This window comes from Promicromonospora soli (genome assembly GCF_014653785.1).
Taxonomy (GTDB): Bacteria; Actinomycetota; Actinomycetes; order Actinomycetales; family Cellulomonadaceae; genus Promicromonospora; species Promicromonospora soli.
Genome location: NZ_BNAS01000005.1, coordinates 272,951 through 285,729 on the forward strand (window position 1 = coordinate 272,951; position 12,779 = coordinate 285,729).

A 12,779-nucleotide genomic window follows, 5' to 3' on the forward strand; every position below is an offset into this window, starting at 1 on the left:
CTAGGCCCGACCGACCGGGACGCGATGGACCAGCTTCGTGACCGTGTCGGTGACCAGTGGAAGGATCATCCTCATGACGGAGCAGACCACCACCTCGGAAACCACGAGCACCGAACCCGCCGTGACCCCCTCGCCCACGGACCCGCTGTGGGTGGAGCGCAACGGCATACGCACGTACACCGGCTTCTCAGCCCGTGGCGCACGCGTCGAGATCGGGCCCGCGAGTGCCGGTGCGGTGTTCACCCCGGGTGAGCTGCTGAAGATCGCGCTCGCGGCGTGCGCCGGGATGAGCAGCGACAGGGCGTTCGCGCGGCGGCTGGGTGACGACTACCAGACCACCATCCGCGTCGAGGACCCGAAGGACATGACGGAGGACCGGTACCCGGTCCTCACGGAGAAGTTCGAGATCGACCTGTCCGGCCTCGACGACGACGACCGGGCGAAGCTGCTCACCATCGCCCAGCGGTCGATCGACAAGACGTGCACCGTCGGCCGCACGCTCAAGGCGAGCGCTCAGGTCCCGGACGCGCAGTTCGACCAGCCGGCGGAGGGCTGACATGAGCGACGACAAGCAGAAGCTGACCGGGCCTGCGCCCAACCGCGAGGCGACTCCGGGCGACGCGGTCGTCAAGCCGGACAACTCGGTCGAGGTCACGCCCGCGGACTGGATCAACTACAAGCCCGAGGGCCCCCTGGACTACCTGGTCGACAAGGCGGTCTCCATCCCGTCGGCGACCATCCACAGGCATGTGGACAAGGTCCGCGCCCGCAACCCGAACGCCACCCCGGCCGAGGTCATCAGGCTCCTGGAGAAGGAGTACCTGCGGGTCATCCAGACCACGGGCGGCGCCGTGGGCGCGGCCGCCGCCATCCCGGCGGTCGGCACGGCGGCGAGCGTCGCGCTGTCGACGAGCGACGTGGCGACGTTCTTCGCTTCGTCGGCAGCGTTCTCCCTCGCTGTGGCGGACGTGCACGGGATCGACGTGCAGGACGTCGCGCGCCGCCGGGCGCTCCTGCTCGCCACGGTCCTCGGCGACCAGGGCGCGCAGGACGTGGAGAACGCCATCGGCGGGTCCGGCGTCGCCTGGGGCAAGGTGCTGCTCACGAGCATGCCGCGCACCACGCTGCAGCGGGTGAACAAAGCGCTGACGCACCGGTTCGTCCGGAAGCAGATCGCCAAGCAGAGCGGCCTCCTGCTGGGCCGCATCCTGCCGTTCGGCATCGGCGCCGTGGTCGGCTGGGTCGGCGCGCGCGCCCTCGGCCACACCGTGATCGGCCAGTCCCGCGTGGCGTTCGGTGCTCCTCCGGAGCGATTCCCCCGCGTCATCGAGCAGTAGCAGCCCGGACCCGGCGCGCCGCCCTGAGCCTGTCGACCGGCGCGCCGCCCTGGCCTGTCGAAGGGTCGCGCGAATATATGCGGGCTGCTCGGCAAGATGGCGGGACCCGACCTAGGCTGCGGATCATGGCGGACACGACGCAAGGCGCACTCGCCCCCACGTACCACCCGCTGCCGATCACGATCGCACGGGCGCACGGTACACACGTTTGGGACACGGACGGCAACGAGTTCCTCGACTTCCTGTCGGGGTACTCGGCCCTGAACTTCGGGCACCTGCACCAAGGTCTGGTGGCCGCGGCGGTGACGCAGCTGCGCCAGGTCACGCTGACGTCCCGTGCGTTCGACCACGACCGGCTGGAGGAGTTCGCCCAGCGGCTCGTCGAGGTCGTGGGTCCGCTGACGACCGGCGGCGAGGACAGCCTCGTGGTGCCGATGAACACCGGCGCCGAAGCAGTTGAGACCGCTATCAAGGCGGTCCGCAAGTGGGGCTACGACGTGCGCGGCGTGCCCGCGGACAAGGCGACCATCGTGGTCGCCGGGGGCAGCTTCCACGGCCGCACCACCACGCTCGTCGGCCTCTCGGACGACCCGACCGCCCGCGACGGCTTCGGCCCGTTCGCCCCGGGGTTCGTCCGGGTGCCCTTCGGCGACCTGGAAGCGGTGGCTGCCGCCATCGACGACACCACGGTGGCCGTTCTCATGGAGCCGGTGCAGGGCGAGGCGGGTGTCGTTGTGCCGCCGGACGGGTTCTGGCCGGGCCTGCGCGAGCTGACCGCGAAGAAGAACATCGCCCTGGTCGCCGACGAGATCCAGTCGGGCCTTGGCCGCACCGGGACCACCCTCGCCTGTGAGCTCTGGGACGTGCAGCCGGACCTGGTCTGTCTGGGCAAGGCGTTGGGCGGCGGGATCGTCCCGGTGTCAGCGGTGGTCGGCAAGCCGGAGATCCTCGGCGTGCTGACGCCGGGCACGCACGGTTCGACGTTCGGCGGCAACCCGCTGGCCTGTGCGGTCGGCATAGCGGCACTCGACCTGCTCTCCACCGGGCAGTACCAGGCGCGCGCCGCGGCGTCGGGCAAGGTGCTCAAGGAGCGGCTCGACACGCTCGTCGAAAAGGGGCTGCTGACAGGGGCGCGCTGCGTAGGGCTGTGGGCGGGCATCGACATGAACCCGGCGTTCGGCACGGGACGCGACCTCTGCGAGGCGTTGCTGGAGCGCGGCGTGCTCGCGAAGGACACGCGCGCGGCGACGATCCGCCTGTCGCCACCCCTGTCGATCGTGCAGCCCGAGCTCGAGATGGCGCTGGACATCCTCGAGGAGTCCCTGGTGGCGCTCCGGGACGAGGGCGCGCCCGAGTCGATCGCCGAGGTGGGCGAAGCTGACGTGGCCGAAGCAGAGGTGGGCGCAGCCGCGGACGAGGGGCCCGACGCAGCCGAGGACCACGCCAACCCCGCGGACACGTCGGACATGACCGACAACAAGGTCGCTGCCACGGGCAGGTCCGCCGCCAAGGCCAAGGATGGGCGCTCCGAACTGTCACCGACCGCCGGCTGAGCGTAGGCTCCCGGGGGTGACCACTACGACGTCGTCCCACACCACCGCTATGCTCCCAGCGCTCGCCGAGCTTCAGCAGGCCTACGCCGAGCTTCAGGCCAAGGGCCTGAAGCTGGATCTCACGCGCGGCAAGCCGTCGGCCGAGCAGCTCGACCTCGCCGAGCCCATGCTGGCCCTGCCCGGCGTCGGCAAGCACGCCGACGACACCGGTACGGACACGCGCAACTACGGCGGGCTGGACGGCGGGCTCGCGATCCGGCGCATCTTCGCCGAGCTGCTCGACGTGCCCGTGGAGCAGCTCCTCGCGGGCGGGAACGCCTCGCTCACGTTCATGTACGACGTCGTCGCGTTCGCCGAGCTGTTCGGCTTCCCCGATTCCCCGAAGCCATGGGCGCGCGAGGACAAGGTGCGCTGGATCTGCGCCGTGCCGGGCTACGACCGGCACTTCACGATCTGCGAGGCCTTCGGCATCGAGATGATCCCGGTCCCGATGACGCCGGACGGGCCCGACGCCAAGGCCGTGGCCGCGCTCGTCGCGGCGGACCCCACCATCAAGGGCATGTGGGTTGTCCCCACGTACTCGAACCCGGACGGCGCGGTCATCACCGACGACGTCGCCCGCGCGCTGGTCTCGATGCCCACCGCCGCGCCGGACTTCCGCATCATGTGGGACAACGCGTACGCGGTGCACCACCTGACCGACGACGAGGTGACCAGCCCGAACGCCATCGCCCTGGCGGCAGAGGCCGGCCACCCGGACCGCGTGCTCCTGTTCGCGTCCACCTCGAAGATCACCTTCGCGGGCTCGGGCGTCGCGTTCCTCGGGAGCTCGGCGGCCAATGTCGCCTGGTACAAGAAGCACCTCTCGGCCGCGTCCATCGGTCCGGACAAGGTCAACCACCTGCGGCACGCGATGTTCTTCGACTCGGCCGACGGCGTGCGCGAGCACATGCGCAAGCACCGCGAGATCCTCGCGCCCAAGTTCGAGGCCGTCGCGCAGATCCTGGCCGAGCGCCTTGGCGGGTACGGCATCGCGTCGTGGACCGAGCCCAAGGGCGGCTACTTCGTGTCGCTCGACGTCGCGCCGGGTACTGCGTCTCGGGTGGTGCAGCTCGCCAAGGAGGCGGGCATCGCACTGACGCCGGCGGGCGCCACCTACCCGTACGGCAAGGACCCGGAGGACAAGAACGTGCGCCTCGCGCCGTCGATGCCCCCGCTGGACGAGATCCGCACGGCGATGGACGGCGTGGCGACCTGCGTCCTGCTGGCGGCCGCCGAAGCCCAGGCCGCGAAGTAGAACCCCGTCGTCGGTCGAGCTTGTCGAGACCCGGGTCTCGACAAGCTCGACCAGCGGCGAGCCACCTCTGCGGCGGAAGTCAGTCGTTGCAATGCTTGTTCACCACGAGCACCGGGCACGCCGAGTGGTGCAGCACGGCCTGGCTCGTGGAGCCCAGCAGCAGCCCGCGGAACCCGCCGCGGCCGCGCGAGCCGACCACGATGAGGTCCGACGCAGTGGAAAACTCCGTCAGCAGCTCCGCACCTGTGCCGTCGAGCACGATCCGCCGGATCCGCAGCCCCGGGTTCTCCGCCTCGAACTTGTCGATGAGGACGTCCATGCCGGCCCCGATGTCTGCCAGCACCTGCTCGCGGTCGATGGTCGACGGCAGCCACGCCAGCATCCCTGCATTCCCGACGGGGACGCCGGTCACGGCAGTCAGCTCCGCACCCCACGCCTTGGCCTGCGCTATCGCGTGATACAGCGCCCGCTCGGCCTGAGGAGAACCGTCCACACCGACGACGATGCGGCGCACATCGCGGATCTCACCGGCTCCGGAGGCGACGCCGGCGGCTTCGGTGTCCGCCGAGCCGCCCGACTCGCCCGGCACGCTCCATGAGACGCCTCGGTTGTGCTCGGCGCGCAGCGGCACGACGACGACCGGGCACTGCGCGTGTGCGGGCAGCGCGGACGACACCGTGCCCAGCAGTCGTTCCGTGAACCCACCCCGGCCGCGCGTGCCGACGACGGCGAGGCCGTAGTCGGCGGACAGCTCCACGAGCACGCCCGCCGCGTCACCGGTCGCGACCTCCGTGGTGGCTCGCACGCCGGCGTCGGCCACCCGGGCCTCCGCCTCGACGAGGACCGCCTTGGCACCTTCCTGGATGCTCGTGTCGTCGAGGGCGGCGTACCCGCCGTCGAGCGACGCGGCCGTGAAGGACGGCAATGAGTAGCTGCACACGATGTGCAGCGCCCAGCCCACGCGGCGTGCGTAGGCGGTAGCCCAGTCGAGCGCGTGCAGACTCGCGGCCGATCCGTCCACCCCGACCAGTACGACCTCGGATCGTGTCATCACCAGCCCTTTCTATGGCAGTGCACCTTTGCACTACAACGCTACCGGCGGTGCGCGGATTACGGGTATCGGGTGGCAAATAGTCAGCAGAAAGATGGCAAAAAGCGCCCGTCACGGGCCCGACAGGCTCGACCACCGAGGGTCGAGCCTGTCGAGACCGTGACGGGCGCTCTGCTGCTGCGCGGCTGGGATCAGCCCAGGCGGATGAAAGTGGGGTTCGACTGCCAGATGGGTCGGAAGTCGACCACGGTGCCCGGCTTGGACGCGTCGATCATGGTGTTGCCACCGGCGTAGATCGAGACGTGGCCCGGCGTCCACATCAGGTCGCCCGGCTGGGCCTCGGAGGCCGGCACCTGGGTGCCGTAGCCGGCCTGCGCCGACGACGAGTGCGGCAGCTCGATGCCGAGCTGGCCGAAGACGTACTGCGTGAAGCCGGAGCAGTCGAAGCCGCTCGGGCTGGCGCCGCCGGAGACGTACGGCACGCCGACGTAGCGGCTCGCGATCGAGATCACGGAGTTGCCGATCGCCGAGGCGGGGACATCGACGGAGGTGGCGGTCGAGACGGTGGTGGCGGCGGCCTCTGCGGCCTCCTCCGCGGCTTCGTCGGCGGCGAGCTCGGCCTGGTAGTCCTCGTTCTCAGCGGCGGAGACCACGGAGACCGCGGACTTCTCCACGGCGAGCTCGGCATCGGGCGCGACGGTCACGACCGGAGCGTGGGTCAGAGACTCACGGGCCTGCGACGTCAGCGCGTTGAGGTCGACCGAGTTCATCTTGGCGTGGCCGGTCTCCATCGGAGCGGCCTGCGCTGCCATCGCGCCACCGAAGGTCGAGACGAGAAGCGCACCACCTGCAGCGGCGACCGCGGTACGGCGACCGACAGCGGCGTTCTGGGCAAGCTCGGTAAGCGGAGTCACGGGTCGTCGCGCAGCACGATGGCGTGCGCGGGTCGTACGTGCAGTCACGTAGTACCTCTCCTTGAACGCCTTCGAGGTCAGCTGTCGGGTTCGGGTGGGAGAAATCACCCGGCCGTGCAATCCCGAAGGACTGCTCGGCTTCACCCCTAGGACGCGCCCTGGCGCCCGATGGTGGGTCCCCCGCCTCTGTCATGCGGTCGTCTTGGGGCCCCGGCCGGTGACAGAGTTCGGCGTCCGTCCGAGGACTCCCACGAATAACTCCGTGGGAGCGGTCCGAACGTACCGGACCTCAACCCCGATGTCACGTTCCGGCAACGAATGCCAGAGCGCGTCATATGCGCGGTTGGACCTTTCCGGCAAGCAGGCGGAGGGGACGGGCTCAGGCGGTCGCGACAAAGAGGTGTCGGGCCAGGTCCTCGCCGAGATCGAGCACCGTGCCGGAGCCGTCGACCGTCACCGTGTAGGTCCCGTCGCTGTGCTCGGCGGTGATCCGCGAACCGGGCACCAGACCGGCGTCGGAAAGGCGGGCGAGCAGCTCGACATCCGTCTGCAGCGGCTCCGCGATGCGGGTGAGCGACGCGGCGAGCGGCTCGCCCCTCACGCCCTTCTTCGCCGCCGCCTCGAACGCGGCCGGCAGCGAGATCACGCCCGTGAGGAACGGCACGTCCGTGTAGGCCTCGCCGAGCTCGGACAGGCCGGGGATCGGGTTGCCGTACGGGTCGTGGTGCGGGTGGTCGAGCAGCCCTACGAGGCGCTTCTCGACGAGGTCGCTCATGACGTGCTCCCACCGGCAAGCCTCGACGTGCACGTGCTCCCAGTCGAGCTTGATGACGTCGGTCAGCAGGCGCTCCGCGAGGCGGTGCTTGCGCATCACCCGCATCGCCTTGTGCTGGCCCAGCTCGGTCAGCTCGAGGTGGCGGTCGCCGGTCACGATCACGAGGCCGTCGCGCTCCATGCGCGCGACCGTCTGCGACACCGTCGGACCGGAATGCCCCAGACGCTCCGCGATGCGCGCGCGCAGGGGCGTGATGCCCTCCTCGTCGAGCTCGTAGATCGTCTTGAGGTACATCTCGGTGGTGTCGATCAGATCCGTCACGTCAGCTCCCGTCATGCGCGCAGCCGCCCAGTCGCCCCGGGCTCTGCACCCCGGGCGTCGGCCCAGGTTCTAGTCTAGTTCTGTGCCACTGACAATCCCGACACACCTGCTGCCCAACGACGGCCGTTTCGGCTCCGGCCCCTCCAAGGTGCGGCCAGGTCAGGTCGATCATCTCGTGGCGAACGCCCATGTGCTCGGCACGTCCCACCGCAAGGCACCCGTGAAGGACCTGGTGCGCCGCATTCGTGAGGGTGTCACGGAGCTGCTCGGCGCGCCCGACGGATACGAGGTGGCGCTCGGCAACGGCGGCTCCACCGCCTTCTGGGACGTCGCCACGCTCTGCCTCGTGGAGCGAAAGGCCCAGCACGCGGCGTTCGGCGAGTTCGGCGGCAAGTTCGCCAAGGCGACCTCACGGGCCCCGTTCCTCGAGCCCTCACAGGTGATCTCGGCGGAGCCGGGCTCGGTGGCCTACCTCGAAGCGGCCGACGACGTCGACACCTACGCGACCCCGCACAACGAGACCTCGACGGGTGCGATGGCCCCGGTGCTGCGCCCGTCCGGACCCGAGGGCGCCATCGTGCTCACCGACGCGACGTCCGGCGCGGGTGCCCTGCCCGTGGACCTGAGCCAGACCGACGCCTACTACTTCGCCCCGCAGAAGGCGTTCGCGGCCGACGGCGGCCTGTGGCTCGCCGTCCTCTCCCCCGCCGCGGTCGAGCGCGCCGCGCGGGTCGAGGCGTCGGGGCGCTGGGTGCCGGAGTTCCTGTCCCTCACGACGGCGGTCGAGAACTCGCGCCAGGACCAGACGCTCAACACGCCGGCCGTCGCGACCCTGCTGCTCCTGGCCGACCAGGTGGAGTGGCTGATCGCCCAGGGCGGGCTCGAGTGGTCGACGAAGCGCTGCGCGACGTCGGCCGAGATCCTCTACTCCTGGGCCGAGGCACGGGAGTGGGCGACGCCGTTCGTGCGGCGCCCCGAGGAGCGGTCGACGGTGGTCGGCACGATCGACCTCGCCGACGAGATCGACGCCGGGCAGGTGATCGCGGAGCTGCGTGCCAACGGCGTCCAGGACGTGTTCGCGTACCGCAAGCTCGGGCGCAACCAGCTGCGCGTCGGGATGTTCCCCGCTGTCGAGCCGGACGACGTCGCGGCGCTCACCGCTTGCGTCGACTACCTCGTCGCAAGCCTCTGACCAGCCCGATCACGTCCGCAATATACCTCGATGGGGACTTCTGCCTATTGTCCGACCAATAGGTACTCTGTAACGTTTCCGCAACAGAGGGAACCATCCGAGGGGCTGTTCTAACACCATGCCAGTGATCGACCACTTCACATTCGGGATCGTTACGCCCTTGCTGGCCTACGCGATCTCGTGCACCGGCGCAGCTACGGGACTCGCGTGCACGTCTCGAGCTCGAGCAGCTTCGGGCGGCACGCGCGCGGCGTGGCTCGTGTTCGGTGCCATCGCCCTCGGCGGTACCGGGATCTGGGTGATGCACTTCGTCGCCATGCTCGGCTTCTCCGCCTCCGGTGTGACCATCCGGTACAACATTCCCGAGACCCTCCTGAGCGCGGCGATCGCGATCGTCGTGGTGGGCGCCGGCCTGTTCATCACAGAACTGGGCAAGCGAAAGCTTGCAGCGATGCTCGTAGGTGGCGCCCTCGCCGGCGCCGGCGTCGCGGCCATGCACTACATGGGCATGGAAGCGATGGAGATGTCCGCGCGGGTCGTCTACAACCCGACCTATGTCATCGCGTCGATCGTCATCGCGATCGTCGCGGCAACCGCCGCGCTGTGGTGCACCGTCCACATCCGCGGCACGCTCGCCACGATCGTGGCCACCCTTGTCATGGGGCTGGCCGTGACCGGCATGCACTACACCGGTATGGCGGGCGTCTCCGTGACCAACCCGGTCGACAGCGTCCCGGCGGGCGCGTCCACCATGCAGCTGCTCGTGCCGCTCGTGATGGCGGTGAGCGTCGTGACGTTCCTGCTGATTCTCGGGATCGGCCTCTGGCCGACCGAGGACGAGCTGCGCACGCAGGCCGAGTTCGAGAACCGGCTCAAGGCACACAGCGAGCAGGGCCGGCGGTTCGTGAACGTCCAGCAGGATCTGCAGCCGGGTCCCGCGCAGTTCGCGCAGACCCATCGCGTGCGCTGACTCTCGGCAGCAGTTTTCTTCGGAGCGCCCGCCCCTCGATGGGGCGGGCGCTCTGTCGTCTGGTGTGACCACACCCACGTACCGTTAGCAAGGCTAATGATCTAGACTGTTGCGGGTGTCGTCGAGCTCCCGCAGATCCAGCCGAAGCCCGGCAACGGTCGGGGGCGACCTCCGCGTCGCTCTCACCCGAATCTCCCGTCGCCTGCGCGCCGAGCGCGGCGAGGCCGACCTCCCCGAGGGGCAGTTCGGGATCCTGACGGTGCTGCACAAGCACGGCGAGATGTCCCCCGGCTCCCTGGCCGAGCACGAGCGGGTCCGGCCGCCGTCGATGACCCGAGCCGTGAACACCCTGGTTGAGCTCGGCCTCGTCGAGAAGGTCGAGCACGCGACGGACAAGCGCCAGGTCGTCGTCCGGCTCACCGTCGCCGGCGAGCGCGAGGTCGCCGAGACCCGGCGCCGTCGTGACGCCTGGCTCACCAAACAGCTGTCCACCCTGACCGTAGAGGAGAGAGAGATCCTTGCAGGAGCCAGCGAGCTCCTGATCCGGATCGCCGCTCGATGAGCGCAACGTTCGCCAGCTTGAAGTACCGCAACTATCGTCTCTGGTTCGCCAGCGCTCTGGTCGCCAACATCGGCACCTGGATGCAGCGCGTGGCGCAGGACTGGGTAGTCCTGACCGTCCTCACCAACAACTCCGGCGTCGCCGTGGGTATCGTCACCGCGCTGCAGTTCATCCCCCACATCTTCCTGTCCGCGTGGGCCGGCCTGCTCGCGGACCGCGTCGACCGCCGCAAGCTCCTGATGATCACGCAGGGCGGCATGGGCGTGCTGGGCCTCGGGCTCGGTGCGCTGGTGCTGTCCGGCGCGGCCGAGCTGTGGCACGTGTACGTCTTCGCGACTCTGCTGGGTGTGGTGAGCGCCGTCGACGGACCCGTCCGCCAGACCTTCGTCGCCCAGCTCGTGCCCAGGACGCGGCTCGCGAACGCCGTCGGGCTCAACTCGACGAACTTCAACGCCGCACGGCTCATCGGGCCCGGCGTGGCGGGTCTGCTCATCGCCGCCGTCGGCAGCGGATGGGTGTTCATCCTCAACGGCATCGCGTTCGGCGCCGTCATCATCGCGCTCACCCGGATGCGCGACCTGCATGCCCTTCCCGTCGCCTCGCGCGCCAAGGGCCAGATCCGCGAGGGCCTCGCCTATATCCGCGGGCGCAGCGACATCGTGGTGATCATGGTCGTGATGGGCGTGGTCTCCACGTTCGGCCTCAACTTCCAGCTGACGTCGGCCATGATGGCGCGCGTCGAGTTCGGCCGGGGCGCGGGCGAGTACGGCATCCTCGGGTCGGTCCTGGCGATCGGCTCGCTCGCCGGCGCGCTCCTGGCGGCACGGCGCGACCGGCCGCGCGTGCGGCTGGTGCTCGGTGCCGCGTTCGCGTTCGCGATCTCCATGGGCATCCAGGCCGTCATGCCGACCTACCTCGGGTACCTGCTGATGTGCATCCCCGTCGGCTTCGCGTCCCTGACCATGCTGGCCTCGGCGAACGCCGCGATCCAGCTGTCGGTGGCGCCGGAGCTGCGCGGCCGCGTCATGTCGATCTACGTGATGGTGCTGCTCGGCACCACGCCCCTGGGCTCCCCGGTGGTCGGCTGGATCGGCGAGACGTTCGGACCGCGGTACGCCGTGCTCATCGGGGCCGTGGCGACGCTGGTCGTGGCTGCGATCGCGACGGCGTGGGCGGCCAGGACGTGGCACGTGCGCGTGCGCGCCCGGCTCTCCCGCACGCACCGCATCCCTCGCCCGTACCTCCAGGTGGACTACCCGGAGATCGCGGCGGAGCCGGAGAAGCAGGTCCTGGCGGCCTGACAGTCGCGCGGCGCTCCTGCGCCGCACGATCTGAAGGTCCGTCAGATGCCGAACGCGCTCCGGATCGGGCCGATCAGGAAGTAGACGACGAACAGCGCCGCCGCCACCCACAGCAGCGGGTGCACCCTGCTGACCTTGCCGACCGCGATCTTGAGCACCACGTACGAGATCACGCCGGCCCCGATGCCGACGGTGATCGAGAACGCGAACGGCATGAGCACCATGGTGAGGAACGCCGGGATGGCGACCTCCAGGTTGGTCCAGCTGATACCCGTCACCTGGACGACCATCAGGAATCCGACGATCACGAGCGCCGGCGTGGCGGCCTCGTGCGGCACCACCTCCACGAGCGGCGACAGGAACGTGGTGAGCAGGAACGCCACACCGGTCGTCACAGCAGCCAGCCCGGTCCGTGCGCCGTCGCCCACACCGGACGCCGACTCGACGTACGCCGTGTTGGACGACACCGAGCCCATGCCGCCGGCCGACGCGGCGAGCGAGTCGACGATCAGGATCTGGGTGGTCCGCGGCGGGTTTCCCCGCGAGTCGAGCAGCCTTGCCTCGCCGCCGATGGCGACCATCGTGCCCATCGTGTCGAAGAAGTCGGCGATGAGGAGCGTGAACACCAGCAGGATCACGGCCACCGGGCCGATCTTCTCGATCGACCCGAACAGCGAGAACTGGCCGATCAGCGAGAAGTCCGGAAGCGCCACGACCGAGTCCGGCAGGGCGGGGACGTTGAGCGCCCAGCCGCCCGGGTTATCGTCGCCGCGCGCGCCGATACTGCCGACGGCCTCGACGATCAGGGCCAGCACCGTCGATGCGATGATCGCGATCAGGATGCCGCCCCGCACCTTGCGCACCATCAGCACAGCGGCGAGCAGCAGGCCGAACGCGAACACGAACAGCGGCCAGGTGCCGACCGAGCCGCCCACGCCAAGCTCCGTGGGGGTTGTCAGCGACGCCGGGATGCGCACGAAGCCGGCGTCGAACACGCCGATGAAGGCGATGAACAGGCCGATGCCGACGCTGATCGCGATCTTGAGCTCGCGCGGCACGGCGTTGAACACCGCCTCCCGGAATCCGGTGACCACCAGGATCAGGATGACGAGTCCCTCGAGCACGACGATGCCCATGGCATCGGCCCAGGTCATGCCCGGCAGCGCGGCCACGGAGTACGCGACGACGGCGTTCAGGCCGAGGCCCGCCGCGAGCGCCAGCGGGAAGTTCGCGACGACCCCCATGAGGATCGACATGATGCCGGCCACGAGAGCTGTCGCCGCGGCGATGGCGGCAAGGTTGTCCGCCGAGGAGTCGCCCCCGAGGAACTGCCCGGTCCCGTCGGGCACCTTGCCCAGGATGAGGGGGTTGAGCACCACGATGTAGCTCATCGTGAAGAAGGTGACGAGCCCGCCGCGCACCTCCGTCCAGACGGTGGAACCGCGTTCGCTGATCTTGAAGTACCGGTCGACGACGCCCCGCGCCTGGGCCTGGGCTTGAGTCATG

12 protein-coding genes and 1 riboswitch are annotated in these 12,779 nt (G+C 69.8%); of the genes, 8 read left to right on the forward strand and 4 right to left on the reverse strand.

All coding sequences use genetic code 11. From position 1 onward, the window contains the following. Nucleotides 1-73: 73 nt before the first annotated feature. The 4 genes from IE250_RS17415 (at nt 74) to IE250_RS17430 (ending at nt 4,187) form a co-directional block, all read left to right on the forward strand. The gene (locus IE250_RS17415; RefSeq protein ID WP_189670549.1) at nt 74-556 is read left to right on the forward strand and encodes an OsmC family protein; all 483 of its coding nucleotides are present in this window, start codon (nt 74-76) and stop codon (nt 554-556) included. Between the two features lies 1 nt (nt 557). Continuing rightward, nucleotides 558-1,337 carry a hypothetical protein gene (locus tag IE250_RS17420; protein ID WP_189670550.1) on the forward strand — a complete coding sequence of 260 codons (780 nt, stop codon included), beginning with the start codon at nt 558-560 and terminating at the stop codon, nt 1,335-1,337. A gap of 125 nt (nt 1,338-1,462) precedes the next feature. Then, on the forward strand, nt 1,463-2,890 hold the full coding sequence (gene rocD / locus IE250_RS17425; RefSeq protein WP_308434155.1) for an ornithine--oxo-acid transaminase: 1,428 nt from the start codon (nt 1,463-1,465) through the stop codon (nt 2,888-2,890). Between the two features lie 49 nt (nt 2,891-2,939). Beyond that, entirely contained in the window at nt 2,940-4,187 is a 1,248-nt protein-coding gene (locus tag IE250_RS17430) for an aspartate aminotransferase type Ic (protein WP_189670714.1), read from the forward strand. A gap of 79 nt (nt 4,188-4,266) precedes the next feature. Here the strand turns inward: IE250_RS17430 and IE250_RS17435 are convergent, their stop codons facing one another. The 3 genes from IE250_RS17435 to IE250_RS17445 form a co-directional block, all read right to left on the reverse strand. After that, nucleotides 4,267-5,238, reverse strand: a complete 972-nt coding sequence (locus IE250_RS17435; RefSeq protein WP_189670552.1) for a universal stress protein — start codon at nt 5,236-5,238, stop codon at nt 4,267-4,269. 191 nt (nt 5,239-5,429) lie between these two features. Further along, nucleotides 5,430-6,050: a C40 family peptidase gene (locus tag IE250_RS17440; RefSeq protein WP_308434156.1), complete on the reverse strand. Its 621-nt coding sequence runs from the start codon at nt 6,048-6,050 to the stop codon at nt 5,430-5,432. A gap of 152 nt (nt 6,051-6,202) precedes the next feature. After that, nucleotides 6,203-6,390: riboswitch (cyclic di-AMP (ydaO/yuaA leader) on the reverse strand. Between the two features lie 141 nt (nt 6,391-6,531). Continuing rightward, complete coding sequence (locus IE250_RS17445) at nt 6,532-7,248, reverse strand: iron-dependent transcriptional repressor DtxR (RefSeq protein WP_189670553.1); 717 nt, start codon at nt 7,246-7,248, stop codon at nt 6,532-6,534. Nucleotides 7,249-7,330: 82 nt separating this feature from the next. Between IE250_RS17445 and serC the strand changes: the two genes are divergently transcribed. From serC to IE250_RS17465, 4 genes are all read left to right on the forward strand, one after another. Beyond that, nucleotides 7,331-8,440 (forward strand): phosphoserine transaminase, encoded by a 1,110-nt coding sequence (gene serC, locus IE250_RS17450; protein ID WP_189670554.1) that lies wholly within the window; start codon nt 7,331-7,333, stop codon nt 8,438-8,440. A 118-nt stretch (nt 8,441-8,558) separates the two neighbouring features. Continuing rightward, nucleotides 8,559-9,410 carry an MHYT domain-containing protein gene (locus IE250_RS17455; protein ID WP_229872553.1) on the forward strand — a complete coding sequence of 284 codons (852 nt, stop codon included), beginning with the start codon at nt 8,559-8,561 and terminating at the stop codon, nt 9,408-9,410. 106 nt (nt 9,411-9,516) lie between these two features. Then, nucleotides 9,517-9,972, forward strand: coding sequence for a MarR family winged helix-turn-helix transcriptional regulator (locus IE250_RS17460; protein ID WP_189670717.1), 456 nt, complete (start codon nt 9,517-9,519; stop codon nt 9,970-9,972). Beyond that, nucleotides 9,969-11,273 (forward strand): MFS transporter, encoded by a 1,305-nt coding sequence (locus IE250_RS17465; protein ID WP_189670555.1) that lies wholly within the window; start codon nt 9,969-9,971, stop codon nt 11,271-11,273. The genes IE250_RS17460 and IE250_RS17465 overlap by 4 nt, the downstream gene beginning before the upstream one ends. A gap of 41 nt (nt 11,274-11,314) precedes the next feature. Here IE250_RS17465 and IE250_RS17470 read toward each other — a convergent pair whose 3' ends face one another. Continuing rightward, on the reverse strand, nt 11,315-12,778 hold the full coding sequence (locus IE250_RS17470; protein ID WP_189670556.1) for an NCS2 family permease: 1,464 nt from the start codon (nt 12,776-12,778) through the stop codon (nt 11,315-11,317). Between the last annotated feature and the right edge of the window lies 1 nt (nt 12,779).

Coding starts and splice junctions, on each gene's coding strand:
- IE250_RS17435 (WP_189670552.1), bottom strand. CDS start 5,238: ATGACACGATCCGAGGTCGTACTGGTCGGGGTGGACGGATCGGCCGCG.
- IE250_RS17470 (WP_189670556.1), bottom strand. CDS start 12,778: ATGACTCAAGCCCAGGCCCAGGCGCGGGGCGTCGTCGACCGGTACTTC.
- IE250_RS17455 (WP_229872553.1), top strand. CDS start 8,559: ATGCCAGTGATCGACCACTTCACATTCGGGATCGTTACGCCCTTGCTG.
- IE250_RS17420 (WP_189670550.1), top strand. CDS start 558: ATGAGCGACGACAAGCAGAAGCTGACCGGGCCTGCGCCCAACCGCGAG.
- IE250_RS17430 (WP_189670714.1), top strand. CDS start 2,940: ATGCTCCCAGCGCTCGCCGAGCTTCAGCAGGCCTACGCCGAGCTTCAG.
- rocD (WP_308434155.1), top strand. CDS start 1,463: ATGGCGGACACGACGCAAGGCGCACTCGCCCCCACGTACCACCCGCTG.
- IE250_RS17440 (WP_308434156.1), bottom strand. CDS start 6,050: ATGGCAGCGCAGGCCGCTCCGATGGAGACCGGCCACGCCAAGATGAAC.
- IE250_RS17465 (WP_189670555.1), top strand. CDS start 9,969: ATGAGCGCAACGTTCGCCAGCTTGAAGTACCGCAACTATCGTCTCTGG.
- IE250_RS17415 (WP_189670549.1), top strand. CDS start 74: ATGACGGAGCAGACCACCACCTCGGAAACCACGAGCACCGAACCCGCC.